This window comes from Cupriavidus sp. H18C1 (assembly GCF_049311595.1).
Classification (GTDB): domain Bacteria; phylum Pseudomonadota; class Gammaproteobacteria; order Burkholderiales; family Burkholderiaceae; genus Cupriavidus; species Cupriavidus cauae.
The window spans coordinates 2,532,813-2,557,800 of record NZ_CP186008.1 but is presented as its reverse complement, the minus strand read 5'-3'; the positions used below and the strand labels follow the sequence as shown (position 1 = coordinate 2,557,800).

Genomic DNA, 24,988 nt, shown 5'->3' with positions numbered 1-24,988 from the left:
AGCCGCGCATGCCGTCCGAGGTTCGGTCCGGCGGCGCCGTCACCAGACTCCCAGGACTCTCCCGCCTTCCTGCCGCGCCCCGCCGGGCGGGTTTCCGAGCCGACTCCAGCATGCCTTCGACCGACCCCGCCCCAGCTGCGCCCGCTTTCGCCGATCCTTTGGCGAACCCTTCGGCCGATCCCTCCGCCGATCCTTCCGCGCCGCTTTCCGAGTTCGAACTGATCCGCCGCTATTTCACCCGTCCGGCCCGCAAGGCCGTGCTCGGCGTCGGCGACGACTGCGCGTTGCTGGACCCGCGTCCGGGCCATCTGCTGGCGGTCAGCACCGACATGCTGGTCAGCGGCCGGCACTTCTTCCCCGACGTGCCGCCGCGCGCGCTGGGCCACAAGGCGCTGGCCGTCAATCTGTCCGATCTGGCGGCGATGGGCGCCGAACCGCGCGCCTTCACGCTGGCGCTGGCGCTGCCCGAGGCCGATCCCGCCTGGCTGGCCGAACTGGCCGCCGGCATGCTGGAACTGGCCGACGCGCATGGCTGCGAGCTGGTCGGCGGCGACACCACGCGCGGCCCGCTGACGCTGTCGCTGACGGTGTTCGGCGACGTGCCGCGCGGCAGCGCGCTGCGCCGCGACGCCGCCCGCCCCGGCGACGATCTCTGGATCTCCGGCACGCTGGGCGATGCGCGCCTGGCGCTGGGCGATTGCCGCGGCGAATGGCTGCTGCCCGAGCCCGACTTCACGCTGGTGCGTCCGCGCATGGACACGCCGACCCCGCGCGTGGCGCTTGGCATGGCGCTGCGCGGGCTGGCCCATGCCGCGCTCGATATCTCGGACGGGCTGGTCGGCGATCTGGGCCATATCCTGGAGCGATCGCAGGTCGGCGCGCTGCTCGACGTCGATGCGCTGCCGCGCTCGGAGGTCTTATCGAGCCAGCCGCGCGACTGCCAGCTCGAATGCGTGCTGGCCGGCGGCGACGACTACGAACTGTGCTTCACCGCGCCGGTCGGGACGCGCGAAGCGCTGGACGCGCTGGCCGAGCGGCTGGCGCTGCCGCTGACCCGGGTCGGCACGATCACCGCCGAGCCGGGGCTGCGCCTGGTCGATGCCGATGGCGAGCCCGTCTCCTTCCAGGCCCGGAGCTTCGATCATTTCGCCAACCCCTGACAGCCGGACGGCGGCATGTCATGATGCCGCCATGCGGCGGAGCGCCGCGCCGCCGGCCGCCTTCCGCGCCGGCGAGTTCCGCCTCCGACCGCGATAACAAACGAGCCAAATACCTTGATGTCCGCCTATCCTCCCGGTTCGGCGTCTACGGATCCCGCGATGACGCTGGAGGCCGGTCAGACCGCCAAGATCCTGCGCCCGACGGCGCGCTTCATGCTGTCCCACCCCGCGCATTTCATCGCGCTGGGCTTCGGTTCCGGCCTGTCGCCGGTGATGCCCGGCACGGTCGGCACGCTGTACGGCTGGCTGTCCTTCGTCGTGATCTCGCTGTGGGTGCAACCGTCCGCCTGGCTGTGGATCATCGGCGGCGGCTTCCTGCTGGGCCTGTGGGCCTGCGCACGGACCGCGCGCGCGATGGGCGTGCACGATCACGGCAGCATGGTGTGGGACGAGATCGTGGCGTTCTGGCTGGTGCTGGCCTTCGTGATGCCGACCGGCTTCTGGGGCCAGTTCGCCGCCTTCCTGTGGTTCCGGCTGTTCGACATGGCCAAACCCGCGCCGATCGCCTATTACGACCGCACGCTCAAGGGCCCGGGCCTGCGCGGCGGCTTCGGCGTGATGTTCGACGATCTGGTCGCGGCGTTCTACACGCTGCTGGTGTTCGCGCTGTGGCGCTCGTTCTGAGCGCATTCACACCGCCGCATCCGAACCGTACCGATTCACCGCCAGCACGAGAGCCGTCATCATGTCCATCAGCCGCTTGCTCGACCAGCTTGCCGTCCAGGCCGGCATCGCCCTCAAGGAAAAATCGCTGATGGTGGCCACCGCCGAGTCCTGTACCGGCGGCCTGGTGGCGGCCGCCATCACCGACGTCGCGGGTTCGTCCGGCTGGTTCGAACGGGGCTTCGTCACCTACTCGAATGAAGCCAAGAGCACCATGCTCGGCGTTCCGGCCAAGCTGATCCGCGATTTCGGCGCGGTCAGCGAGGAAGTCGCGCACGCGATGGCCGAGGGGGCGCTGCTCAACAGCCGTGCCCAGGTGGCGCTGTCGATCACCGGCGTCGCGGGCCCGACCGGCGGCACGCCGGAGAAGCCGGTCGGCATGGTCTGCTTCGGCTGGAGCAACCGCATCGTGACCCGGGTCGAAACCCAGCGCTTCAAGGGCGACCGCCAGCAGATCCGCCGCCAGGCCGCCGAGCATGCGATGCGCGGCCTGCTCGACCTGGTACGCAACGAGGCCTGAGGGCCGGGGCCGCGGTTCGCCCGTTCGCCCGTTCGCCCGTTCGCCCGTTCGCCGAACACCCGAGCACCCGAGCACCTCAGTACCCAAGTACCCAGGCGCAGCGGCCCCGCCGTTCAGCCCTCGCGGAAGCGGTTGATCGTGTCGCGCGTCTGCAGCGCGGCGCGGCGCGCCGCCGCGGCGAAGTCCTTCTCGCGGCTGGCGTACAGGATCGCCCGCGACGAATTGATCATCATGCCGGTACCCTCGGCGCTGCGGCCCGCCTTGACCGTGGCCTCGATATCGCCGCCCTGGGCACCGATGCCCGGAATCAGCAGCGGCATGTCGCCGACCAGCTCGCGCACCTTGGCGATCTCGTTCGGGAAGGTCGCGCCGACCACCAGCCCCATCTGCCCGGTGGTGTTCCAGCGCGCCGCGGCCTGCTCGGCCACCAGCTGATAGATCGGCTTGCCCTCGACCTGCAGGAACTGCACATCGGAGCCGCCCGGATTCGAGGTCCGGCACAGCACGATGACGCCGCGCTCCGGATAGGCGAGATACGGCTCGACCGAATCGAATCCCATATAGGGGCTGACCGTGACCGCGTCGGCCTGATAGCGGTCGAAGGCCTCGATCGCGTAGTGCTGCGCGGTCGAGCCGATGTCGCCGCGCTTGGCGTCGAGAATCACCGGGATGCCGGGATGCGCGTCGTGGATATAGTGGATCAGCTGCTCGAGCTGGTCCTCGGCGCGCTGCGAGGCGAAGTAGGCGATCTGCGGCTTGAAGGCGCAGACCAGGTCGGCGGTGGCGTCGACGATCTCGCGGCAGAACGAGAAGATCGCGCCGCCGGCGCCGGTCAGCGACAGCGGCAGCTTGCCCGGATCCGGATCGAGCCCGACGCACAGCAGCGAATCGTTGCGCCGCCAGGCCTGGGTCAACTGCTCGGTGAACGGGACGGGAGGAACGGAAGGACGGGTCATGGATCGCTCGAATGCGTGGCATCCGGGCCCGGGATGGGCCGCGGCGGACCGTTGGCTATCGTCTGTCGGCACGGAGAAGAATCGCGGCGGCCGGCGACGGTCGGGTCGTTGCCGGCAATTTTACCCGTTGCATGCTATCTTCCTTGCGCTTTTCCGACAGACGAAACCAATAGAAAGAGCGGTAACGGACCGGTAACCGCCTCCCCCTCCATGACTCTCGATCGCCGCAACCTTGCCCTGCTCGTCGCGCTGACGCTCGCCTGGGGCGTCAACTGGCCCGTGATGAAGATCGGCGTGGCCCATTTCCCGCCGCTGGGCTTTCGCCTGCTGTGCATGGCCGGCGGCCTGATCGCGCTGGGGCTGGCGCTGCGCGCCAAGGGCATCCCGCTGACGCTGCCGCGCGAGACCTGGGGCACGGTGTTCAAGCTGGCGCTGCCCAATATGGTGATCTGGCACCTGCTGGCGATCGGCGCGGTCAAGATGCTGTCCTCGGGCCGCGCCGCGATCCTCGGCTACACGATGCCGATCTGGGCCGTGGTCTGGGGTCTGCTGCTGTTCCGCGAGCGCATCTCGGCCTGGGCCTGGGTCGGCATCGGCTGCGCGCTGGCCGGCACGCTGCTGCTGATGTCGAGCGAGTTCGGCGCGCTGACCGGCAGCCCGACCGGCACAGTCATGATGCTGGCCGCCGCGGCCGGCTGGGGCTACGGCACCCAGCTGATGAAGCGCACCCCCGTCGATATCCCGCTTGGGACGCTGACCTTCTGGATGCTGGCGGTCGCGCTGCCCTTCCTGCTGGCCGGCACGCTGCTGTTCGAGGACGGCTGGCGCATGCCCAACGCGATCGAATGGGCGGCGATCCTGTACAACGCGGTGGTCGTGTTCGCCTTCTGCCATCTGGTCTGGTTCGCGCTGGCCCGTTCGCTGCCGCCGGTGGTATCGAGCCTGTCGATCATGTTCATCCCGGTGGTCGGGGTCTTCTCCGGCATGTGGATGCTGGGCGAGCAGCCCCACTGGCAGGACTACGCCGCGATCGTGCTGATGTTTGCCGCGCTGGCCTCGGTGCTGCTGGTACCGCTGCTGATGCCGCGGCTGCGCCGTCGCGCGTAGGGCACCGCCGAGCCGGAGCCGGGCCCCAGCCGAGCTGCAGCCGGGCCGACCCGCGCACCCCGGCTGCGGTGACGCTTCATCCAGATTTCACTTAACAAACGCGGTCGCGTTGGGCTACACTCGCGCCCATCCATAATCCCGGAGAAATTACGTGGGCAGTAGCATCGGGTGTTCGAGTTGCCGCGGCAAAGCCGCGACCTCTACGAATGCCATGTCACTGCGGGCTGCGTAACGACGAACCCGTCCGGACCATCCTGGTCGGACGCTCGCCGAACCCGCCCGCAGCACACTGCGGGCGAGTGTTTTTTCCGTACTGCCACCGGCGGCCATCGATGCAACGGCCCGCCGCGTTGTTGCGGACTTCCCTCACCCGGCTTGCCAGCCATCAACGGCAAACGCCATCGCCTTGCACGGCCCGCCCGCGCAGCGCGATCACGCTTGCCTTCGAGCCCGCCATTCGCCGTCGCGAAGGGCGCGGCCCGGCCGTGCCGCAAGCCTGCCTGCCGCTTTTCTTCATCGCACGGCATAAGGAATACCGGGGATGATCAATCTGTTCGTCCTGCAGAAAGGCCGGCTCGCCCAGGAGCAGGTCGACGACCGCAACGAGTTGCTGCAGCACAAGCCCATCTGGATCGATGTCGTCAGCCCCGACGACGAGGAACTGGACTGGATCAAGGAAGCCTACGGCGTGGCCCTGCCCGAGCTCGAGGACCTCGGCGACCTCGAAGCCTCGGCGCGTTATTTCGAGGGCGAGGATGAAAACATCCATATTCGCACCGACTTCCTGCTCGACGAGGACGAGGTTTCGCGCAACGTGCGCGTGGCCTTCGTGCTGACGCGCGACGTGCTGTTCTCCATCCACGACGAGGACCTGCCGGTGTTCCGGCTGGTGCGGCTGCGCGCGCGCATGCGCCCGGGCTCGGTGCGCAACGCCAAGGACGTGCTGATGGATCTGTACGCGACCGACGCCGAATACTCGGCCGACTCGATCGAGGAGATCTACGAGCGGCTGGAGGACGCCAGCAAGCGCGTGCTGGCCGAGAACGTGACCGACGCCGCCGCGGCCGATGTGCTCGAGACCATCGCGCGCGAGGAAGACCGCAACGGCCGCATCCGCCGCAACGTGATGGACACCCGGCGGGCGCTGTCCTTCCTGATGCGCAGCCAGCTGCTGTCCGCCGAGCAACAGGACGAGGCGCGCCAGATCCTGCGCGATATCGATTCGATCGAGAACCACACCGCGTTCCTGTTCGACAAGATCAACTTCCTGATGGACGCCACGGTCGGTTTCATCAACATCAACCAGAACAAGATCATCAAGCTGTTCTCGGTGGTGTCGGTGGCGCTGATGCCGCCGACCCTGATCGCCAGCGTCTACGGCATGAACTTCAAGGTGATGCCCGAGCTCGACTGGGCCGCCGGCTATCCGTGGGCGATCGCGCTGATGGCGGTGTCGGCGGCGATTCCGCTGATCTATTTCCGCCGCAAGGGCTGGCTCAGCTGAAGCGGCAAGGCCCGGCGCCGCCAGGACCGGGCGGCCCGACGGGCGGCCCGCCGCCGTACGGCCTCAGTCCGGCAGCGTGGCCGAGCCCATCCTTCGCGCGATGATGCCGGCCTTGGCGCGGAAGTTGACGCGCACATGCGCGCAGTACTGCTTCTTGTCGAAGCATTTGGGCGCGGGCAGCGCCGCCGCCAGCCGCGCCGCCTGGCCCACGCTGAGGCGGCCGGCGCTGGTCTTGAAGTAGTGCCGCGCGGCGGCCTCGGCGCCGAACACGCCCTCGCCCCACTCGACCGAGTTCAGGTAGATCTCGTAGATGCGCTGCTTGTCGAGCCAGAACTCCAGCATCCAGGTGATCAAGAGTTCCTGGCCCTTGCGCAGGTAATGCTGCTCCGGCGACAGGAACAGGTTCTTGGCCAGTTGCTGCGTGATGGTGGACCCGCCGCGCACGATATGGCCGCGCTTCTTGTTGCGCTCCCAGGCTTCCAGCATCGCGTCGAAGTCGTAGCCCGGATGATTGACGAAGTCGGCGTCCTCGCTGGCGATCACGGCCCGCTTCAGATTGCGCGAGATCTCGCCATACGGCACCCACTGCCGTTCGATGCCGCAGCTCCAGACATTCCAGCCGCACAGGCGCCAGCGCTCGGCGCGCATGAACGAGGTCGGACCGGGATCGACCACCTGCCACGCCGCGATCTGCAGGAAGAAATAGACCTGCATCGCGACCACGCCGGCCAGCACGCTGCCCAGCAGCCATGCGAGCCAGCGCAGCGGCGCGGAAGTGCCGGCGCGCGCGGACGCGGCGGCGGCACGGGAACGGACGGCGCGTTTACGTTGGGCCAAGGCGGAACTCGCGTCGGTCGATCGGCGTAGCGGAAGAACGGGATGCGCCCGAGGTCAGCGTCCGGCCCGCGGTTTGCCCTGCGGTTTGGCCTGGGGTTCGGCCGCCGCTTTGGCGCCCGGTTCGGCAGCCGCTTCGCCCCCCGCTTCGGCACGCAGCGCGGCCCGCAGTTCCTCGAGCACCGGCGCGGTATCGGGATGCACGCCGCGCCAGAGATAGAAGGCCTGCGCCGCCTGCTCGACCAGCATGCCCAGCCCATCGGCGGTACGCGCGCCCTGCGCCGCCGCGTACTGCAGGAACACGGTCGGCTCGGCGCCGTACATCATGTCGTAGGCCAGCACGCCCTCGCCGAGCAGCGCCTCGGGCACCGGCGGCACCTCGCCCTGCAGGCTGCCGGCGGTCGCGTTGATCACCACCTCGCAGCCGTCCTCCTCGGACAGCCCGGCTAGCGCCTCGAAGCCGCCGCCCCACAACTCGACGCCCGCCTCGCCCGCAGCCTCGGCGAAGTTCTCCAGCATCTCGCTGGCGCGGTCGGCGGTGCGGTTGGCCACCACGATGCGGTCGGGCCGGCAATCGATCAGCGGCAGCATCGCGCCCATCGCGGCGCCGCCGGCGCCCAGCAGTAGGATGCGGCGTCCTTCGAGCTCGACGCCGAGACGATCGACGATATCGCGCACCAGGCCGACGCCGTCGGTGTTGTCCCCGTGCAGCAGGCCGTCCTCCATCCACAGCGTGTTGACCGCGCCGGCGGCCTCGGCGCCGGGCGTCAGCCGGTCGGCCAGCTCGAAGGCCTGCACCTTGAACGGCGTCGTCACGTTCAGGCCCTGGCCGCCCTCGGCGAAGAACCGGCGCACGGTGTCGGCAAACCCGTCCAGCGGCGCCAGCAGCCGCTCGTAGCTGAGCGCCTGCGCGGTCTGGCGCGCGAAGGCGGCATGGATCTGCGGCGAGCGGCTGTGCGCGATCGGGTTGCCGACCACGGCATAGCGGTCCACGGCGAGGTCAGGGTTGGGCATGTCGGTAGCGTTGGGCATTTATTGGGAGGGCAGCCGGGATTGCAGCCGGGTTTCCAGCCCGCTGCGCGAGAACTTGAACGTCGAAATCACTTCGAGAATATCGTAGCGGGCCCGCATTTCCGGCGAAAACTCGCCGAACGGCGCCGCGGCGCGCACGATCGCGATGGCCTGGCGGTCCAGCGCCGCGTTGCCCGAGCTCTTGACCAGCTCGACGCCGTCGACGCGATAGCCGCCACGCTCGTAGCCGAGCCGGCCATGCCGGTCGACGTTGATCGCGACGATCAACTCGCCGTACAGGGGCTGGCCCGCGCGGCGCGGGAAGTCGGCGGTGCCGCGCGCCTCGATCGTCTTGCGCAGGCGGTCGTAGTAGCGGGCGTAGACGACCTGCTGCGCACTGGTGGCGGTGATCTGGTGGCGCTTGGGCCGGCGCGCGTAGTGCTCCAGATTGCGGGCGATCTCGGCCTCCAGCCGCGCCATCTCGTCGAGCGAATCGTGCTCGTCCTGGCCGCGCGCCGGGGTATCGAGACGGCGTTCGCCCGGGCGCAGCGGCTGGCTGTGGACCGGCGGCGCGCTCTCGCGCAGCTGCGTCATCAGGCGCTGCTGGCGCTCCTCGAGCAGATCGACGCGGCGCTGCACCTGGCGCACCAGGTCGCCCTCGCGCGGGATGGGCTGCGCCGGCAGGGGGTGCTGGCGCGCTGCTGTTCATGGTCGCCGCCGCCATCGAGATCGGCCTGGGCCAGCGCGGCGGGCTTGAGCGGCTGCTGGCCCGACTTCGCATTGACCAGCACCACGTCGAGCGCGGTATCGCTGCGCTTGATGTCGAACGCCTCCGGCGCGCCGAAGCGCACCGCCAGCAGCAGCGCATGCACGGCCAGCGAGATCGCGATGGCCTTGGCCATCGTGCTGCTGCCTTGCCACCACTGGCGGGAAGCGCGGGCGAGGTTCACGGCCGGCCTGGATCAGGAGGCAGCGGGGCCGCCGTTGCCGGCGGTCCTGGCAGCGCCTTCACGACCATCTGCGCCGTCGCCGGCGCTGTCGTTGGCGTTGGCGCTGTCGTTGGCCCTTTCGCCGCGGATGGCTTCGGCCTGCGCTTCGGTACCGGTACCGTCCAACGTCTCCGGCACCGTCTCGGCGCCCTGCTCGGCAGCGTCTTCCGCGGCCTGCTCGGCCGCGACCTCGGCGGCGGCTTCGGCGGAGACCTCGGCCGACTCCTCGTCCCCTTCGAGTTCTTCGGCCGGCAGCTCACCCTCGCCGGCAAACACCTCCAGCACCCGGCAGCTGACTTCCAGCGTCAGCTCGTCGGTGCCGGCGATTTCGAGCAGCACCTGCGTGCCGCGCGCGGCCTGCGCGAGTTCGGGCACACGCGTGACCAGCGGGATCTCGGCAAAGCGCACCGCGCCGTCCTTCAGCACGGTCGCCATCATGCGTTCGCGGTTCTCCTGCGCGAGCCAGCGCAGGCACCAGTAACGCTCCATGGTCGACTGGTGCTCGGCATAGGCGGCATAGGTGCCCTCGAAGTCCGCCACCGCGGCCAGCAGGTCGGCGTCCTTGGGCTTGAACGGCGCCACCAGCTTGGCGGTGACGCCGTGCTGCGCGGCCGCGATGATCTGCCACTGGTTGACCAGATCGACATAGCGGCGCAGCGGCGAGGTGCTCCACGCATACTGCGCGACGCCCAGCCCCTCGTGCGGAGCCGGATAGGTCTGCATGCGGGTCCGATGCATGCCCCAGGCCTTCTGCGTGCGGTAGATGCCCGGCACGCCGTGGTCGGCGAGCAGCTTGCCCCAGGTGCTGTTGGCCAGGATCATCAGCTCGGCGACGATCTTGTCCAGCGGCGATCCGCGCTTGCGCTGCTCGATGCGCACGCGCTGGCTGCCGTCGGGCTGCTCGTCCAGATAGAAGCTGTAGTCGGCGCGGCTGTGCGACTCGGGCCGCAGGCCGCTGGCGATGCGCGCGCGCTGGCGCTCGTCGTACAGGAAATTGGCGAAGCCCCACAGCGCGGTCAGCGCCTCGCGGAACGGATAGTCGCCGCTGCCTTCGGTCAGCGCGGCCTCGGTCACCACCTCGTCGAGCAGGTTGTGGCGCAGATTGGCCGCAATGCTGACCATCTCGGCGCGCGTCTCGCTGGCGAGGATCTGCTGCGCGGCCGGATCGTAGACCACGTACAGCGACAACGCCGGGCACTGCCGGCCCTCCTGCAGCGTGTAGCGCTCGACCACCGCGTCCGGCAGCATCGTGATCTTGTCGCCGGGGAAATAGACCGTCGACAGCCGCTGCCGCGCGATCGCGTCGAGCGGATCGCCACGGCGGATGCCCAGGCCCGGGGCCGCGATATGGATGCCAATGCGCAGGCGCCCCTCGTCCAGCGGCATCACCGACAGCGCGTCGTCGATCTCGGTGGTGGTGACGTCGTCGATCGAGAACGCCTCGACCGGCGCGAGCGGCAGGTCGCCGCCCGGCTCCGGCACCGTGATCTCCGGGAAGCCGGTGCCCTTGGGGAAGCATTCCGACAGGAAACGAGCCTCGTGCAGCGCGCGCGCGTTCGGCACGCCACCGACCTCGATCATCAGCCGCATCGGCGACTTGCCCAGCGCCGTGCAGGCGGCATCGAGCGCCTTGTATTCGAGGCTGTTCTTGTCCGGCTTGAACAGCAGCGTCAGCACCTTGCCGCGGAACGCCTCGGGCAGCACGCCGGCCTTCAGCTGCTGTTCGTATTCGGCCTGCACCAGCGCCTGCTGGCGCTTGCGCTCGAGCCCGGCCAGCGCCGCCTTCAGCTGATCCTCGGGCGCGCGCTGGTAGCGGCCGCGGCCCTTGCGGCGGAAATAGACCGGATTGCCGTGCAGCGCCATCGCCAGCGCCGCCTGTTGCGCGGGGCTGGCGGCTGCGCCGTAGTACTCGGCGGCCAGCTCGGTGAAGCCGAACTCCTGTTCGGGAGCGCATTCCCACAGGAAATCGAGATCGATCTCGCCGGTCAGCGCCGCGGTCTGCGACAGCAGTTCGCCCGCGCTCGGCTGCGCGAACTGCAGCAGCACGTCGCGCGACTTGACCTTGGTGCGCTTGCCCGCGGGCAATTCGACCTGATAGGCCTCGCCTTGCTGGTTCAGCACGGTACCGGCGCGGATCTCGCCGCCTTCCTCGAACAACAACTGCATGGGATCGGGTCTTTCAGATATGCCGGAAACCGGGCGTCGGCGAGGCGCGCCGCCCGCCTCGGAAATGGATAAGCGTCACCGCCCGGCACGGGCCGGGCGGGGGTCATGGGCCGCGCGCATGGGCGCCGCGGCCGGTCGTCAATGATACCGTACCGGGCTGGCGCGGCCGTCTGCCGGGCCACGCAATAAAACGTGTCCGGCGGCGGCCGGTGCGCGGCGCGGCGCGGCGGCGTGCCGGGAAACGTGCCCGCGAACGCGCCCGGAAACCCTGCCCGGGAGCCGTCCGGACGGGCGACCGGAAACGCGTCCGGAGGCGCGTGCGGAAGCGCGTCCGGAAGTGTGTCCGGAAGCGCGCCCTCAGATCGACATGCCGCCGCTGGCCTCGATCGCGGTGCCGTTGATATAGCTGGCGTCGTCGCTGGCCAGGAAGGCGTAGATGCTGGCAATTTCCTCCGGCTCGGCCAGCCGGCCCAGCCAGCAGGCCTGCTTCATGCCGTCGAGCACCTTGTCGGGCACCGTCTGCAGGATCTCGGTGGCGACGAAGCCCGGGCACACCGCGTTGACGCGCACGCCCTTGGGCCCGAGCTCGCGCGCCCAGGTCTTGGTGAAGCCGACCACGCCGAACTTGCTCGCCGCGTAGTTGGTCTGGCCGAAATTGCCGTACAGGCCGACCACGCTGGAGGCGTTCAGGATCACGCCGCGGCCGCGCTCGATCATCGGACCGGCGACGGCCTGCGCGCAATGGAACACGCCCTTCAGGTTGACGTCGATCACCGCGTCGAACTGGGCCTCGGTCATCTTGATCAGGCGCGCGTCCTTGGTAATGCCGGCGTTGTTGACCAGGATGTCGATCTGGCCGTACTCGGTCAGCGTCGCCGCGACCATCGCGTCGACCTGCTCGCGCTGTGTGACGTCGACCCGGTGCGCGCGTACGGTGGCGCCGCCGGCGGCCAGTTGCGAGGCGGCCTGCTGGACGCGCTCGGCGTTGACGTCGCACAGGATCACGATGGCCCCCCTCGGCGGCGAAGCGCCGCGCGGTCGCAAAGCCGATACCGGCGGCGGCGCCGGTGACGATGGCAATCCGTCCCTGAAGTTTCATCGTTGAGTTCTCGTGGTAGTGGGGTTGGCTGTCGTTATCGTTTCTTTGTTGGGGTTGGGGCGGGTCCGCGCGTCGTCGGCCGCGGCGCCGTCGGCATCGATTGCATCGGTCGCATCGGTCGCGTCCATCACCTCCGACGCATACATCGCGTCCATCGCATCCATCGCGTCTGTCGGGTCGCTCTCCCCTATCGCGGCGGACGCATCGGTACCGGCATGCCGGTCGCGGTGCGCGGCGCCGGACGCGTGGCGAGGTCGGGCAGGAACACCTCGGTCACCAGCATCACGCCGGCGCCGCGCCCGGAACACCGAACGCCGCGCCGGCAGCATGATCGCCGCCAGTTCTTCGCCGAACGCGGGCAGCGCGCGGCGCAGCCGCTGCGCCAGCGGATGATGCGGCAGCAGGCGGGCGAATTCGAACGGGTCGCGGCGCACGCGCGGATCGACGAACAGCGCGCCGCCCAGCGGCCGGTCCCCGAGTCCGCCGAGGAATGGCCAGTCGCGGCGCGCATGGCGCGGATGGACGATGGTGTGGCCGAACACGGCCGGGGTGTTGTCGCAGACCAGCAGCACGTCGCGCGCGATCACGGGCAGCGGCGCGCCCAGCCCGAGCGTGTGCCACTCGTCGGCCAGCGGGCGCTCCATCCGTTGCGACAGCTTGCTGACGCGAAAGCGCGACGAGGCGGTGATCAGCCGCGCGGTCAGCGAGCCTTCGCCGGTGATCCAGCGCCGCAGGTTGGCGCCCATTGCCGCGTCGAACGGCAGATGCCCGCTCCAGGCACAGCGGCGCACGCGCGCCGCGCAGGCGTCAGGCATTGCCACCGTCCTTGTTGTCCGTCTCCTCGCCGGATGTCCCGGCTTCCCCGGTCTCGCGGGTTTCCCCGGCGTTCTTGGCGTTCTTGGCGTTCTCGGCGTTGCCGTAGCCGCAGAAGTCCAGCACCTCGTCGACATAGTCGGCGAACTCGCTGATGCCGTGGTCGCTGCCCTCGATCACGCGGATGCGCGCGCCCGGGCAGGACGCCACCATCTCGCGGTAATCCAGCACCTCGTCGCCGGTCGCGGCCAACAGATAGAAGCGCTCCGGGTGGCGCAGCGTGTCGACGCGCAGATCCAGCAGTTCCTGCAGATGACGGCGTTCGACCTTGACCGAACCGCCGCCATGCCACAGCGGCTGCTCGCCGAGATGGCGCTCGAGATCGGTCCACGGATGCACGGCCGGGTTGAGCAGCACCGTCGGGCAGCCGTGCCGCTCGCCCAGCCAGCGCGCGTAGTAGCCGCCTAGCGAGGAGCCGACGATGGCCAGGGGCCGATCACCCGGGGCCGACAGGCGCGCCGCGGCGATCGCGGCCTCGGCCTGTTCGATCGCGCGCGCCGGCGACACGTCCAGCATCGGGCAGGCGTAGTAGCGGCCTAGCCCGCGCTCGCGCAGGCGCTGCTGCACCAGTTGCGCCTTGAACGAGCGCGGCGACGAACGGAATCCGTGCAGATACAACAGCATCGGCGCCGCTCCGTTCAGCCCTTGGCGGGCGCCGCCAGCGCGTCCAGCAGCTTCTGATGGACGCCGCCGAAGCCACCGTTGCTCATCACCAGCACATGGTCGCCCGGCCGCGCCGCGGCGCGTACCGCGGCGACCAGCGCGTCCAGATTGTCGAAGGCGCCGGCGCGCTCGCCCAGCGGCGCCAGCGCCTCGGTCAGGTCCCAGCCCAGCGCGTCCTTGCCGCTGGGAGCGCCATAGCCGAACACCAGATCGGCCAGTTCGAGGCTGGCCGGCAGCTGCGCCTTCATCACGCCGAGCTTCATCGTATTGGAGCGCGGCTCCAGCACCGCCAGGATGCGCGCCGCGCCGACGCGCCGGCGCAGGCCGTCCAGCGTGGTCTGGATCGCGGTCGGATGGTGGGCGAAGTCGTCGTAGACGGTGACGCCGCCGGCCACGCCGCGCACTTCCATGCGGCGCTTGACGTTGGCGAAGCGGCCCAGCGAATCGATGGCCTGGGCGGGCGGCACGCCGACATGGCGGGCGGCGGCGATCGCGGCCAGCGCGTTCATGCGGTTGTGCACGCCCTGCAGCGTCCATTGCACGCGGCCGACCACGGTCTCGCCGTGCCAGACATCGAAGGCGTCCAGCTCGGGGCTGGCCGCGGCGGCCTGCGCCGCATCGCTGGCGCGCCAGTCGCCGGTGCCGAACTGCTCGACCTCGCTCCAGCAGCCGCGCTCGAGCACGCGCGCCAGGCTCTCCTCGATCCCGTTGACCAGCAGCCGGCCCTGGCGCGGCACGGTGCGCACCAGATGATGGAACTGCGTCTCGATCGCGGCGAGATCCGGGAAGATGTCGGCGTGATCGAACTCCAGATTGTTCAGGATCGCGGTGCGCGGCCGGTAGTGGACGAACTTGCTGCGCTTGTCGAAGAAGGCGGTGTCGTACTCGTCGGCCTCGATCACGAAGAAGTCCGACGGCGTGACCCGCGCCGACACGCCGAAGTTCTGCGGCACCCCGCCGACCAGGAAGCCCGGCTCGTAGCCGGCGTCCTGCAGGATCCAGGCGAGCATCGACGTAGTGGTGGTCTTGCCGTGCGTGCCGGCCACCGCCAGCACCCACTTGCCGCGCAGCACATGTTCGCCCAGCCATTGCGGGCCGGACACATAGGGCAGGTTGCGGTCCAGGATGGCTTCCATCAGCGGATTGCCGCGCGAGACCACGTTGCCGATCACGAACAGGTCCGGTTCCAGCGACAGCTGCGCGGGATCGAAGCCCTCGATCAGCTCGATCCCCTGGGCCTCGAGCTGCGTGCTCATCGGCGGATAGACATTGGCGTCGCAACCGGTGACGCGATGGCCGGCCTGCTTGGCCAGCACGGCGAGGCCGCCCATGAAGGTGCCGCAGATACCGAGGATATGAATATGCATGGGGATCGGAGAACAGCCGGATGGAAAGCGAGGGTTGATGGCGCGAGCCGCGGCGAAGGCCGATGCCGGCCCGAGGTAGGCATTGGCCAGGCATCGGGCGGGCATCGATGGCACGCGGGAATCGTCGCCGGCGATGCGCGGGACGCGGGCATCGGCGCGACCGCACCGTGCCGCAGTGCCGCATTGTACCGTGCGAGCCGGGCCTCGGCGGCAGCGGGTATCATCGTGGGATGTCACGACGTACCCCCATCGATCCGGCGCGCCTGCGCAACGAGATCGCCCAAGCCGCCGCCCGGATGATCGCCGAGGATGGCGCCGACTACGCCACCGCCAAGCGCAAGGCCGCCCGCCAGCTGCTCGGCGATGTGCGCGTCGCCGGCGACTGGCTGCCCGACAACGAGATGGTCGAGGACGAGGTCCGCGCCTATCAGGCGCTGTTCCATGCCGACAGCCAGCCGCGCATCCTGGCGTTGCTGCGCCGCGTGGCCCTGCTGGCGATGCAGGATCTGGCCGGCTTCCGCCCCCTATCTGGCCGGCGCGGTGCTCAACGGCACCGCGACCGAGCATTCCGACATCCATCTGCAGTGCTTCTGCGACAGCCCGAAAGATGTCGCGCTGCATCTGCTGAACGCCGGCGTCGACTTCGAGACCAGCGAAACGCGCCACTTCGCCAACCGCGGCGAGGTCGAGACGCTGAGCTTCCTGTGGCGCGGCCAGTGGCCGGCGCAGCGCGAGGCGCGGTTGCTGGCCGGCGAGGTGCGCGCCGAACTGGGCGCCCCGGTCGGCATCCATATCGCGCTGTATGACGCCAACGACGAACGCGGCGCACGCGGCGAGCCCGGCGGGCGGCCGCTGCGGATCGACGAGGGCGCGCTGCGCGCGCTGATCGCCGAAGACGAGGCCGCGGCCGGCAATCCGGCCGCCGACGGCGACTCCATATAAATAGAACGGGCGCCGATCTGGCGCCATCTCTGCGTCTTCTTGCTAGAGGCCACCATGAAAGCCGATCCGTCCACGTCCTCCGCCACGCCTTACGCGCCCCAGCCGGTCCGCCGCGGCCGCCTGCTGTTCTGGGTGGCCATCGCCGTCGCCGCCGCGATCGCCGGCGCGGTGGTCGGCCACCGCGTCTTCTCGCCGCAGCCGGCCAGCGACCAGGCCGTCGAAGCGCTGTACCGCACCGAGCTGCCGGATGCGGAGGGCAAGCCGATCCGGATGGCGGCGTTGCGCGGCAAGACGGTCGTCATCAACTTCTGGGCGCCCTGGTGCGGGCCCTGCGTCGAGGAGATGCCCGACCTGACCGCCCTGCACAAGGAATACCAGTCGCGGGGCGTCGAATTTGTCGGCATCGGCATCGATTCAGCCAGCAACATCCGGGAGTTCGTCCAGAAGGTGCCGGTCGCCTACCCATTGGCGGTGGCCGGTTTCGCCGGCACGGAACTGACGCGCAGCTTCGGCAATGCAGCGGGCGGGCTGCCCTACACGGTGGTCATCGACCCGGACGGGGTTGTGCGGATGCGCAAGATGGGGCGCGTGATGCCCGACGAATTGCGCGCCGTGCTGCCCAAGGGATGACGGCTCGGCTCGTCCCGGGGTGCTGCCAGCGAGGTTTTGCCGCCTTCTGCGGCGAACCCGGGCGCAATTGCGGCGAAATGGTCTGAGCACGGTGCAATGGCGAGGCCAACGCCACCAAATGCGATGCATCGTGCCCCTCGCAGGCGGAATTCGCGGATCCGCCTTGTACCGTGTGCTAGACAAATCCCTCTAAGCTACGGTAATCTCCGCGCAATTTCGTAGAACTGGTCGAGCTGCCGTGACCGATATCCGTCCAAGCCCTAGCGCCGCCCGCTACCGTCAGGTGCTGGTCCTCCATGGACCGAACCTGAATTTGCTGGGCACGCGGGAGCCGCAGACGTATGGCACGACCACGCTGGCCGACATCGATGCCGCTCTGGGGCAGCGTGCGGCCGCAGCGGGCATCGGACTGGCGACGTTCCAGTCCAACCACGAAGGTGCGTTGATCGACCGCATCCACGCCGCGCGCGAGCAGGGTGTGGATTTCATCATCATCAATCCCGCCGCCTATACGCACACCAGCGTGGCGTTGCGCGACGCGCTGGCGGGCGTGTCGATACCGTTCGTCGAAGTCCATCTGTCGAACGTGCATCGCCGCGAGAGCTTCCGCCACCGGTCCTATTTTTCCGATCTGGCGGTCGGCGTGATCTGCGGGCTCGGTTGGCAGGGCTACCTGCTGGCGCTGGACTACGCCCTCGGGCAGGAACAGGCGCCACCCGGGGCCTGAGCCCCGCGTCGAATAGAAACAGACACAGTACCCATGGCGCGCGCCGGTGTGCGCGCCCTCGCCGGCTACCTCGCGTGCCCGGCGCGGCGGCGCGATTGCCGGCCGCAACGATTTTCTCCGGGCCGCCGCCATCGCGGGCGGTGCCGGACAACCCGATTCAGGAGGATAGAAGATGGACCTGCGCAAGCTGAAGACGCTGATCGACCTGGTGGCCGAATCCGGCATCTCCGAGCTGGAGGTCACCGAGGGCGAAGGCAAGGTGCGCATCGTCAAGGCGCCGCCCCAGGTGGTCGCCCAGGCGATGCCGATGCAGGCCGCCCCGGCGATCGCCGCCGCGCCGGCTCCGGCCGCCGCCCCCCGCCGCGATCCCCGCCGAACCGGCCGCGCCCCAGCTGCCCGCGGGCCACGTCGTGACCTCGCCGATGGTCGGCACCTTCTATCGCGCGCCGTCGCCCGGTGCGGCACCCTTCGTCAACGTCGGCGACACGGTCAAGGAAGGCCAGACCGTCTGCATCATCGAGGCGATGAAGCTGCTCAACGAGATCGAGTCCGACAAGGCCGGCGTGATCAAGGAAATCCTGGTCGAGAACGGCCAGGCGGTCGAATACGGCCAGCCGCTGTTCGTCATCGGCTGATTCCGAGGACGGCACGCCGCGCCCCACGCCCGCACCATGCGGGCGTTTCGCGTGGCGGCGTGCGGTGCCGGCCGCCGGTCGCAACGCGGCGTTCGTTGCCCGCCCCCCGGCGTTACCGCCCTTCTGTGACCGCCCTTCTGCTGCGCAGAGAGAGACTATGTTCGAAAAAATACTGATCGCGAACCGCGGCGAAATCGCCCTTCGCATCCAGCGCGCCTGCCGCGAGCTCGGCATCAAGACCGTGGTGGTCTATTCCGAAGCCGACAAGGAGGCCAAGTACGTCAAGCTGGCCGACGAAGCGGTCTGCATCGGCCCAGCGCCCTCCCCCCCAGTCCTACCTCAACATGCCCGCCATCATCTCGGCGGCCGAGGTCACCGACGCACAGGCGATCCACCCGGGCTACGGCTTCCTGTCGGAGAACGCCGACTTCGCCGAGCGCGTGGAAAAGTCCGGCTTCGTCTTCATCGGCCCGACCCCGGAGTGCATCCGGCTGATGGGCGACAAGGTGTCGGCCAAGCAGGCCATGATCAAGTCCGGCGTGCCTTGCGTGCCGGGCTCCGAGGGTGCGCTGCCCGAGGATCCGAAGGAGATCCTGGCCACCGCGCGCCGGGTCGGCTATCCGGTCATCATCAAGGCGGCCGGCGGCGGTGGCGGGCGCGGCATGCGCGTGGTGCACACCGAGGCCGCGCTGCTGAACGCCGTCAACATGACGCGCGAGGAGGCAGGCCGCGCGTTCGGCAATCCGGAGGTCTACATGGAGAAATTCCTGGAGAACCCCCGGCATATCGAGATCCAGGTGCTGGCCGACCAGCATCGCCAGGCGATCTGGCTGGGCGAGCGCGACTGCTCGATGCAGCGCCGTCACCAGAAGGTCATCGAGGAAGCGCCGGCACCGCACATTCCGCGCCGCCTGATCGAGCGGATCGGCGACCGCTGCGCCGAGGCCTGCAAGAAGATCGGCTATCGCGGCGCCGGCACGTTCGAGTTCCTGTACGAGAACAACGAGTTCTACTTCATCGAGATGAACACGCGCGTGCAGGTCGAGCATCCGGTGACCGAGATGATCACCGGCATCGACATCGTGCAGGAGCAGATCCGCATCGCCTTCGGCGAGAAGCTGCGCTATCGCCAGAAGGACGTGCAGTTCCGCGGCCACGCGATCGAATGCCGCGTGAACGCCGAAGATCCGTTCAAGTTCACGCCGTCGCCGGGCCGCATCACCGCCTGGCACGCGCCGGGCGGCCCCGGCGTGCGGGTCGATTCGCACGCGTATGATGGTTATTTCGTGCCGCCGCACTACGATTCGATGATTGGCAAGCTGATCACCTACGGCGCCACCCGCGAGCAGGCCATCGCCCGCATGCGGATCGCGCTGTCGGAGATGGTGGTCGACGGCATCCTGACCAATGTGCCGCTGCACCGCGAGCTGATGCTCGACGCCAACTTCGTCGAAGGCGGCACCAGCATCCACTATCTGGAGCACCGCCTGGCCCAGAAGAGCGTGGCCAAGGGCGAGAAGGTCTGAGCCGGCCCCAGCCAGTCCCGGCCGGGGCTGGCTGCAGCAGGCAGTTTGACGGCCGCCCCGCCGACCACGGGAGGCGGCCAGCATGGGGAAAGCGCGTGGCATTTCAGGAATGTGTAATCGAGATTGCCCAGGATCAGGCCGAGGCCTGGTCCGACGCGCTGTTCGAGCTGGGAGCGCTGTCGGTCTCGGTCGAGGACGCCGACGCCGACACGCCCGATGAGCAGCCGCTGTTCGGCGAGCCGGGCATGGAACCGACCCGGCTGGCATGGCAGCACTCGCGGCTCGTCGCGCTGTTCGACGCGGACACCGACCCGGCGCTGGTGCTGGCCGCCGCGGCCAACGCGCTCGGCTGCGCGGTGCCGGCCAGCGAAGTGCGCAGCGTCGACGACCAGGACTGGGTGCGGCTGACGCAGTCGCAGTTCGAGCCGATCCGCATCGGCGAGCGCATCTGGGTGGTGCCGTCCTGGCACGATGCCCCCCGAACCCGACGCCGTCGTGCTCGAACTCGATCCGGGCCTGGCCTTCGGCACCGGCAGCCATCCGACCACGCGGCTGTGCATGCAGTGGCTCGAGCAGAACCTGATCCCGGGCGAGACCGTGCTGGACTACGGCTGCGGCTCCGGCATCCTGGCCATCGTCGCCAAGAAGCTCGGCGCCGGCGACACGCTGGGCGTCGATATCGATCCGAACGCGGTCGAGGCCTCGCGCTACAACGCCGAACGCAACCGCGTCAGCGCGACCTTCGCGCTGCCGGACGACGCCGCGGCATTGGCTGCCTCCACCGGCGCCACGACCCACGACCTGGTCGTCGCCAATATCCTGTCGAACCCGCTGAAGCTGATGGCCGCGATGCTGAGCGCGCGGGTACGGCCGGGCGGCCGGCTGGTGCTGTCGGGCGTGCTCGAACGGCAGGCCGACGAGGTCGCCGCCGCCTATGCGCCGTGGCTGCCGCTGAGCGTCTGGCGCAGCGACGAAGGCTGGGTGTGTCTGCATGGCACCCGCCCCTGACGCCGATCACTCCGAACTCCCTGAAGACGCCCGGCGCGAGGCCGGGCCGCGGCATGCCGGCCGCGATGGCGGCATGGACCCTGGCACCCGCTCCGGTGCCAACGCCGGCACGAACGCCGGCAGCGCTGCGGACACCAATGCGGGCACCAATGCCGACAGCGACGTTGGCACCAATGCCGACGCCAGCGCCGACGCCAACACCGGCACCAACGTCCGGACCACTGCCCAAACCAACGCAAACGCCGACGCAAACGCCCGCACCAACGTCGGCACCAACGTCGGCACCAAAGCCGGCCTGAGCGCCGGCGGTTATCTGCGCGCACGGGCCGCCGAATCCAACGAGATCGCCCCGAGCGCGATCGCGCGCGAACTGGCCATGCGACGCTGGCAAGGCGGCGCCGCCCCCCGACACCGTTCCCTTCTCCGCCGATCTGTCCGGCACGCCCGAAGAGGCCGCGCTGGCGGCGCGGCGGGCGGCCGCGCGCCGCCGTCGCCTGCGCTGGGCCGCGGCCGCCGCGATGCTGGCCGCGCTGCTGGCGCTGCTCGCCGCGGCACTGCTGTGGCGCACCGAACTGGCCGGACGCGTGCCCGCGCTGCGGCCGTGGCTCGAGGCCGCCTGCGCGCCGCTCGGTTGCCGCGTGCCGCCGGCGAAGCAGCTGTCCGCGCTGCGCATCGACGGCTCGCAGCTGCAGATGCCCGATGCCGGCACCGACGACTATCTGCTGACGATGACGCTGCGCAACGAGGGCCGCGCGGTGGTCGCGCTGCCGGCGATCGAGCTGGTGCTGACCGACGCGCAGGACCGCCCGCTGCAGCGGCGCGTGCTGATGCCGGCCGACTACCTGCCGGCGGACCACCGTGCGCGCGATCCAGATGGTGCCGCGGGCCTGCAGGCGGGCGCCGAGCTGCCCCTTCAGGTACGATTCCGGACTCGGCAGGCAGCGGACAACTACCGCGTGTCGGTGTTTTATCCCTGAGCATCCCGAATGCATCGCTGATGCATCGCCGAACACCCGAACCATCCCCCGAATTCCCCGGGATGCGCCGCCGCGGCATCCGGCCGCGCGCGCCGCGTCCCCATCAACCAGGAGCGACCATGAGCACTGTGACCCTCGGCGGCAACCCGATCGAAGTCGGCGGCAAATTTCCCCAACCCGGTGACAAGGCCCCCCGCATTCTCGCTGGTCGGCAAGGACCTGAAGGACGTGACGCTGGCCGACTTCGCCGGCAAGCGCAAGGTCCTCAATATCGTGCCGAGCCTGGACACGCCGGTGTGCCAGGCCTCCGCCCGCAAGTTCAACGAGAAGGCCAGCGCGCTGGCCGACACCGTGGTGCTGACGATCTCCGCGGACCTGCCGTTCGCGATGGGCCGCTTCTGCACCGCGGAAGGCCTGAGCAACGTGGTGCCGCTGTCGACGATGCGCGGCGCGCAGTTCAAGAACGACTACGGCGTCGACATCAAGAGCGGCCCGCTGGCCGGCGTGACGGCCCGCGCGGTGGTGGTGCTGGACCAGAACGATACGGTGACCTACAGCCAGCTGGTGCCGGAAATCAAGAACGAGCCGGACTACGACGCGGCGCTGGCGGCGTTGAAGTAATCGAAGCAGGCCGCGGTTGGCGGATGCGTCTGCCGACCCGACTGTGTTCTCCCTCTCCCCCTCAGGGGCAGAGAGTCGGGGTGAGGGGTGGTGCCCAACCACAACGGCATAGCGACCCTGCCCTCTCCCCCCGCCCCCTCTCCCGCACGCCGGAGAGGGCGAAAAAACTGCATTACCACCAGCGATCCACCAGAACCAAAACACCTTGGAGCATCCATGCCCAGCCTGATCTGCGGCTCCGTCGCCTACGACACCATCATGACGTTCGAAGGCAGGTTCCGCGAACACATCCTGCCGGACCAGATCCACATGCTCAATGTGTCCTTCCTGGTCCCCGGCATGCGCCGCGAGTTCGGCGGCTGCGCGGGCAATATCGCCTACAGCCTGAAGCTGCTCGGCGGCGAGCCGGTGGTGATGGCGACGGTCGGCGAGGATGCCGGCCCGTACCTGGACTACCTGCGCGCGCTCGGCATCGGCACCGAGCACATCCGCACACTGCCCGATACCTTCACCGCGCAGGCGATGATCACCACCGATCTGGACAACAACCAGATCACCGCCTTCCATCCGGGCGCGATGAGCCAGTCGCAGCTGTCGCAGGTGCAGGACGCGCTCAAGGGCGAACGCGCACCGCGGCTGGGCATCGTCGCGCCGGACAGCCGCGAGGGGATGCTGCACCACGCCCGGCAATTCGCCGAGGCCGGCATTCCGTTCATCTTCGACCTCGGCCAGGCGATGCCGCTGTTCGACGGCGAGGACCTGCGCCAGTTCGTCGAGCTGGCCAGCTACGTGACGGTCAACGATTACGAGGGCCAGGTGCTGCTGTCGCGCACCGGCTGGAGCAGCGCCGAGGTGGCGGCGCGCGTGCGTGCCTTCATCGTGACGCACGGCGAGCGCGGCGCCACCATTCATGCCGATGGCCGGCAGTACAATATTCCCGCGGTAAAGGCCGAACGGGTCGTCGATCCGACCGGCTGCGGCGACGCCTTCCGCGGCGGCCTGCTATACGGCATCGAGGAAGGCCTCGACTGGGAAACTACCGGCCGGCTGGCGAGTCTGATGGGCGCGATCAAGATCGCGCACCAGGGGCCGCAGAACTACAAGGTCTCGCGCGAGCAGATCGGCCAGATGTTCGAGTCGGCCTTCGGCTACCGTTACGCGTAAACCCTTGCTGGGGAATCACCATGCAAACCCTTATCCGAACCTGCGGCGTCGCGCTCGTGGCGGCCGCCAGCCTCGTGGCCGGCTGCGCCACGCAATCGAACTCCGCCAGCATCTATACGCCGGGGCAGGCGCAGCGGTGAACAGACGCTGCGCTACGGCGTGGTCGAGAGCGTGCGCGAGGTGATGATCCAGGGTCAGCAATCGGGCGTCGGCACGCTGGCGGGCGGCGCCATCGGCGGCATCGCGGCGGGCAGCTCGATCGGCAGCGGCAGCGGCTCGGTGGCGGCCGGCATCCTCGGCGCGGTGCTCGGCGGCATGGCGGGCAGCGCGATCGAGAACCGGGTCGACCAGCGGCGCGGGCTCGAGATCACAGTGCGCCTGGACAACGGCGAGATGCGCGCGATCACACAGGACGCCGACGAGATCTTCCGTCCGGGCGAACGCGTGCGGCTGCTGTCCTCGGGCGGGGTCACGCGGGTCACGCACTGAGCGCCGCGCACTGAGCCGCGCACGGAGCCGTGCACTGAGCCGCGCGCACTGAGGCGGGCTTCAGCGGCGGTCGATCACGACGCCGCCTCCTTCGGGGGGCGGCGTTTTTGTTTGCGCGTTCAGGGGGTGGCGCAATCCCCGGGAGCCGATATCGCGCTGGGTGCGCTGAGTGCGCTGGGTGCGTTGGATGCGTCAGGTGCGTCGGGGTGCGTTGGAACAAGCCCCAAATAAAAAACCCGCCGCGGCTGTCGCCGGCGGCGGGTTGGCAGGACCGCAGTCATGCCGACCGGATACGGGGTATCCGGTCATCCGGGCACGCGAAGGTGCCCCGAGGATTCCCGCAGGAATCGAGCGCGCACAGGTCGCGCGTCAACGCTTACGGACGGCTGCCGGTCGGGAACGGCCAGGCGGCGGCCGGGCTCAGCGCGGTCTTGGCGGCCGGCGGGGGAGCCGAGGCAGGCGAGGAGGCAGGGGCCGAGGCAGGCTGGGCAGCGGCCTTCTTGCCGGCAGCCTTCTTCGCCGGCGCCTTCTTCGCGGCAGCCTTCTTGGCCGGCGCGGCCTTCTTGGCGGTCGCCTTCTTCGCGGTGGTCTTCTTGGCCGCGGCCTTCTTGGCCGGTGCCGCCTTCTTCGCCGCTACCTTCTTGGTCGCGGCCTTCTTGGCGGGGGCCTTCTTCGCTGCGGCCTTCTTGGCCGGTGCCGCCTTCTTCGCCGCTACCTTCTTGGTCGCGACCTTCTTGGCGGGGGCCTTCTTCGCTGCAGCCTTCTTGGCCGGTGCCGCCTTCTTCGCCGCTACCTTCTTGGTTGCGACCTTCTTGGCAGGGGCCTTCTTCGCCGCGGCCTTCTTGGCCGGCGCGGCCTTCTTCGCGGCGACCTTCTTCACCGCGGTCTTCTTGGCCGGTGCGGCCTTCTTGGCGGCTGCCTTCTTGGCGGGCGCGGCCTTCTTGGCCGCAGGTTTCTTCTTCGCAGTCGTTGCCATGGATGACTCCTTCACTAGAGCGTGAATATCGAATGTCCAAAATTGGCGACCCGACCGACCCGAGGCGTTAATGCTTGCGAACCCCAGTCGAGCGAGCGATTCATCGGCGTGCCGCAATACGGCTGCCGCACGCTAATGAATTCCTTGGCAGGCGCTTCGCGCAGCGCGAAGCTTCCGTGGCGACGTGCAACGCGATGACCCGCGCGCAACGCTCGCCGCGTCCTGCAGTATTCGATCCGCTCGCGCGTCGTTGCCCGACGACACGCGGCTTCCAAGTAGGAGTATTCCGACGGCAGACCTGCATTCGCGGTCATGGCCCGC

At 69.3% G+C, this 24,988-nt stretch carries 17 protein-coding genes and 10 pseudogenes; 15 read left to right on the top strand and 12 right to left on the bottom strand.

The features are described from left to right. Positions 1–110: 110 nt before the first annotated feature. The 3 genes from thiL (at position 111) to OJJOAM_RS11895 (ending at position 2,403) form a co-directional block, all read left to right on the top strand. Positions 111–1,160, top strand: coding sequence for a thiamine-phosphate kinase (gene thiL / locus OJJOAM_RS11905; protein WP_422648068.1), 1,050 nt, complete (start codon positions 111–113; stop codon positions 1,158–1,160). 117 nt (positions 1,161–1,277) lie between these two features. After that, positions 1,278–1,844 carry a phosphatidylglycerophosphatase A family protein gene (locus OJJOAM_RS11900; protein WP_006577339.1) on the top strand — a complete coding sequence of 189 codons (567 nt, stop codon included), beginning with the start codon at positions 1,278–1,280 and terminating at the stop codon, positions 1,842–1,844. A 61-nt stretch (positions 1,845–1,905) separates the two neighbouring features. Further along, positions 1,906–2,403 carry a CinA family protein gene (locus OJJOAM_RS11895; protein WP_149316625.1) on the top strand — a complete coding sequence of 166 codons (498 nt, stop codon included), beginning with the start codon at positions 1,906–1,908 and terminating at the stop codon, positions 2,401–2,403. A 113-nt stretch (positions 2,404–2,516) separates the two neighbouring features. Here OJJOAM_RS11895 and pyrF read toward each other — a convergent pair whose 3' ends face one another. Continuing rightward, positions 2,517–3,359 carry an orotidine-5'-phosphate decarboxylase gene (pyrF, locus tag OJJOAM_RS11890; protein WP_422648067.1) on the bottom strand — a complete coding sequence of 281 codons (843 nt, stop codon included), beginning with the start codon at positions 3,357–3,359 and terminating at the stop codon, positions 2,517–2,519. Positions 3,360–3,569: 210 nt separating this feature from the next. Between pyrF and OJJOAM_RS11885 the strand changes: the two genes are divergently transcribed. Together OJJOAM_RS11885 and corA are read left to right on the top strand one after the other, a co-directional pair. Beyond that, positions 3,570–4,466: a DMT family transporter gene (locus OJJOAM_RS11885; protein ID WP_174104587.1), complete on the top strand. Its 897-nt coding sequence runs from the start codon at positions 3,570–3,572 to the stop codon at positions 4,464–4,466. A gap of 541 nt (positions 4,467–5,007) precedes the next feature. Then, on the top strand, positions 5,008–5,970 hold the full coding sequence (corA, locus tag OJJOAM_RS11880) for a magnesium/cobalt transporter CorA (protein ID WP_006577335.1): 963 nt from the start codon (positions 5,008–5,010) through the stop codon (positions 5,968–5,970). A 63-nt stretch (positions 5,971–6,033) separates the two neighbouring features. Here corA and mtgA read toward each other — a convergent pair whose 3' ends face one another. The 10 genes and pseudogenes from mtgA to OJJOAM_RS11830 form a co-directional block, all read right to left on the bottom strand. Further along, complete coding sequence (gene mtgA / locus OJJOAM_RS11875) at positions 6,034–6,735, bottom strand: monofunctional biosynthetic peptidoglycan transglycosylase (RefSeq protein WP_150082155.1); 702 nt, start codon at positions 6,733–6,735, stop codon at positions 6,034–6,036. A gap of 207 nt (positions 6,736–6,942) precedes the next feature. Beyond that, positions 6,943–7,818: pseudogene (gene aroE, locus OJJOAM_RS11870) on the bottom strand (shikimate dehydrogenase); the annotation flags it as partial. Positions 7,819–7,836: 18 nt separating this feature from the next. Beyond that, positions 7,837–8,717, bottom strand: a pseudogene (locus OJJOAM_RS11865) (energy transducer TonB). Positions 8,718–8,777: 60 nt separating this feature from the next. Then, on the bottom strand, positions 8,778–10,970 hold the full coding sequence (locus tag OJJOAM_RS11860) for a ribonuclease catalytic domain-containing protein (protein ID WP_422648066.1): 2,193 nt from the start codon (positions 10,968–10,970) through the stop codon (positions 8,778–8,780). A 357-nt stretch (positions 10,971–11,327) separates the two neighbouring features. Then, positions 11,328–12,069 (bottom strand): annotated as a pseudogene (gene fabG, locus OJJOAM_RS11855) (3-oxoacyl-ACP reductase FabG). Further along, on the bottom strand, positions 12,066–12,233 hold the full coding sequence (locus OJJOAM_RS11850; RefSeq protein WP_422648065.1) for a hypothetical protein: 168 nt from the start codon (positions 12,231–12,233) through the stop codon (positions 12,066–12,068). Before OJJOAM_RS11850 ends, fabG begins: the two are co-directional and overlap by 4 nt. Before the next feature lie 23 nt (positions 12,234–12,256). Further along, positions 12,257–12,884: pseudogene (locus tag OJJOAM_RS11845) on the bottom strand (chorismate--pyruvate lyase family protein). Continuing rightward, on the bottom strand, positions 12,877–13,566 hold the full coding sequence (locus OJJOAM_RS11840; protein ID WP_422648064.1) for a YqiA/YcfP family alpha/beta fold hydrolase: 690 nt from the start codon (positions 13,564–13,566) through the stop codon (positions 12,877–12,879). The pseudogene OJJOAM_RS11845 and the gene OJJOAM_RS11840 overlap by 8 nt, the downstream one beginning before the upstream one ends. A gap of 14 nt (positions 13,567–13,580) precedes the next feature. Further along, positions 13,581–14,972, bottom strand: a complete 1,392-nt coding sequence (gene mpl / locus OJJOAM_RS11835; protein WP_422648063.1) for a UDP-N-acetylmuramate:L-alanyl-gamma-D-glutamyl-meso-diaminopimelate ligase — start codon at positions 14,970–14,972, stop codon at positions 13,581–13,583. 233 nt (positions 14,973–15,205) lie between these two features. Continuing rightward, on the bottom strand, positions 15,206–15,415 hold the full coding sequence (locus tag OJJOAM_RS11830; protein ID WP_422649641.1) for a hypothetical protein: 210 nt from the start codon (positions 15,413–15,415) through the stop codon (positions 15,206–15,208). On the opposite strand from OJJOAM_RS11830, the pseudogene OJJOAM_RS11825 reads away from it, so the two are divergent. The 10 genes and pseudogenes from OJJOAM_RS11825 to OJJOAM_RS11780 all read left to right on the top strand — a co-directional run bounded on the left by OJJOAM_RS11825 (position 15,326) and on the right by OJJOAM_RS11780 (position 23,691). Next, positions 15,326–15,914 (top strand): annotated as a pseudogene (locus OJJOAM_RS11825) (UDP-N-acetylmuramate--alanine ligase). The gene OJJOAM_RS11830 and the pseudogene OJJOAM_RS11825 sit on opposite strands and share 90 nt — an antisense overlap. Positions 15,915–15,968: 54 nt before the next feature. Further along, positions 15,969–16,544 (top strand): TlpA family protein disulfide reductase, encoded by a 576-nt coding sequence (locus OJJOAM_RS11820; RefSeq protein ID WP_422648062.1) that lies wholly within the window; start codon positions 15,969–15,971, stop codon positions 16,542–16,544. A gap of 247 nt (positions 16,545–16,791) precedes the next feature. Further along, positions 16,792–17,271, top strand: a complete 480-nt coding sequence (aroQ, locus tag OJJOAM_RS11815) for a type II 3-dehydroquinate dehydratase (RefSeq protein WP_043442635.1) — start codon at positions 16,792–16,794, stop codon at positions 17,269–17,271. A 172-nt stretch (positions 17,272–17,443) separates the two neighbouring features. Beyond that, positions 17,444–17,906 (top strand): annotated as a pseudogene (gene accB, locus OJJOAM_RS11810) (acetyl-CoA carboxylase biotin carboxyl carrier protein). A 157-nt stretch (positions 17,907–18,063) separates the two neighbouring features. Further along, positions 18,064–19,432 (top strand): annotated as a pseudogene (accC, locus tag OJJOAM_RS11805) (acetyl-CoA carboxylase biotin carboxylase subunit). Between the two features lie 95 nt (positions 19,433–19,527). Beyond that, a pseudogene (gene prmA / locus OJJOAM_RS11800) lies at positions 19,528–20,440 on the top strand (50S ribosomal protein L11 methyltransferase). Between the two features lie 518 nt (positions 20,441–20,958). Next, a complete protein-coding gene (locus tag OJJOAM_RS11795; protein ID WP_422648061.1) occupies positions 20,959–21,417 on the top strand; it encodes a DUF3426 domain-containing protein in 459 nt (152 codons plus the stop codon). Between the two features lie 119 nt (positions 21,418–21,536). Beyond that, positions 21,537–22,038: pseudogene (gene tpx / locus OJJOAM_RS11790) on the top strand (thiol peroxidase). A gap of 216 nt (positions 22,039–22,254) precedes the next feature. Next, the gene (locus tag OJJOAM_RS11785; protein ID WP_422648060.1) at positions 22,255–23,202 is read left to right on the top strand and encodes a carbohydrate kinase family protein; all 948 of its coding nucleotides are present in this window, start codon (positions 22,255–22,257) and stop codon (positions 23,200–23,202) included. A 20-nt stretch (positions 23,203–23,222) separates the two neighbouring features. Further along, positions 23,223–23,691, top strand: a pseudogene (locus OJJOAM_RS11780) (hypothetical protein). A 376-nt stretch (positions 23,692–24,067) separates the two neighbouring features. On the opposite strand, the gene OJJOAM_RS11775 reads toward OJJOAM_RS11780, so the two are convergent. Continuing rightward, positions 24,068–24,784 (bottom strand): histone H1-like DNA-binding protein, encoded by a 717-nt coding sequence (locus OJJOAM_RS11775; RefSeq protein ID WP_422648059.1) that lies wholly within the window; start codon positions 24,782–24,784, stop codon positions 24,068–24,070. Between the last annotated feature and the right edge of the window lie 204 nt (positions 24,785–24,988).

What these genes read in the sequence shown, in the direction of transcription:
- thiL (WP_422648068.1), top strand. Translation starts at nt 111, where the DNA reads ATGCCTTCGACCGACCCCGCCCCAGCTGCGCCCGCTTTCGCCGATCCT.
- OJJOAM_RS11900 (WP_006577339.1), top strand. Translation starts at nt 1,278, where the DNA reads ATGTCCGCCTATCCTCCCGGTTCGGCGTCTACGGATCCCGCGATGACG.
- OJJOAM_RS11895 (WP_149316625.1), top strand. Translation starts at nt 1,906, where the DNA reads ATGTCCATCAGCCGCTTGCTCGACCAGCTTGCCGTCCAGGCCGGCATC.
- pyrF (WP_422648067.1), bottom strand. Translation starts at nt 3,359, where the DNA reads ATGACCCGTCCTTCCGTTCCTCCCGTCCCGTTCACCGAGCAGTTGACC.
- OJJOAM_RS11885 (WP_174104587.1), top strand. Translation starts at nt 3,570, where the DNA reads ATGACTCTCGATCGCCGCAACCTTGCCCTGCTCGTCGCGCTGACGCTC.
- corA (WP_006577335.1), top strand. Translation starts at nt 5,008, where the DNA reads ATGATCAATCTGTTCGTCCTGCAGAAAGGCCGGCTCGCCCAGGAGCAG.
- OJJOAM_RS11860 (WP_422648066.1), bottom strand. Translation starts at nt 10,970, where the DNA reads ATGCAGTTGTTGTTCGAGGAAGGCGGCGAGATCCGCGCCGGTACCGTG.
- OJJOAM_RS11850 (WP_422648065.1), bottom strand. Translation starts at nt 12,233, where the DNA reads ATGGATGCGATGGACGCGATGTATGCGTCGGAGGTGATGGACGCGACC.
- OJJOAM_RS11840 (WP_422648064.1), bottom strand. Translation starts at nt 13,566, where the DNA reads ATGCTGTTGTATCTGCACGGATTCCGTTCGTCGCCGCGCTCGTTCAAG.
- mpl (WP_422648063.1), bottom strand. Translation starts at nt 14,972, where the DNA reads ATGCATATTCATATCCTCGGTATCTGCGGCACCTTCATGGGCGGCCTC.
- OJJOAM_RS11830 (WP_422649641.1), bottom strand. Translation starts at nt 15,415, where the DNA reads ATGGAACAGCGCCTGATAGGCGCGGACCTCGTCCTCGACCATCTCGTT.
- OJJOAM_RS11820 (WP_422648062.1), top strand. Translation starts at nt 15,969, where the DNA reads ATGAAAGCCGATCCGTCCACGTCCTCCGCCACGCCTTACGCGCCCCAG.
- OJJOAM_RS11795 (WP_422648061.1), top strand. Translation starts at nt 20,959, where the DNA reads ATGCTGGCCGCGCTGCTGGCGCTGCTCGCCGCGGCACTGCTGTGGCGC.
- OJJOAM_RS11785 (WP_422648060.1), top strand. Translation starts at nt 22,255, where the DNA reads ATGCCCAGCCTGATCTGCGGCTCCGTCGCCTACGACACCATCATGACG.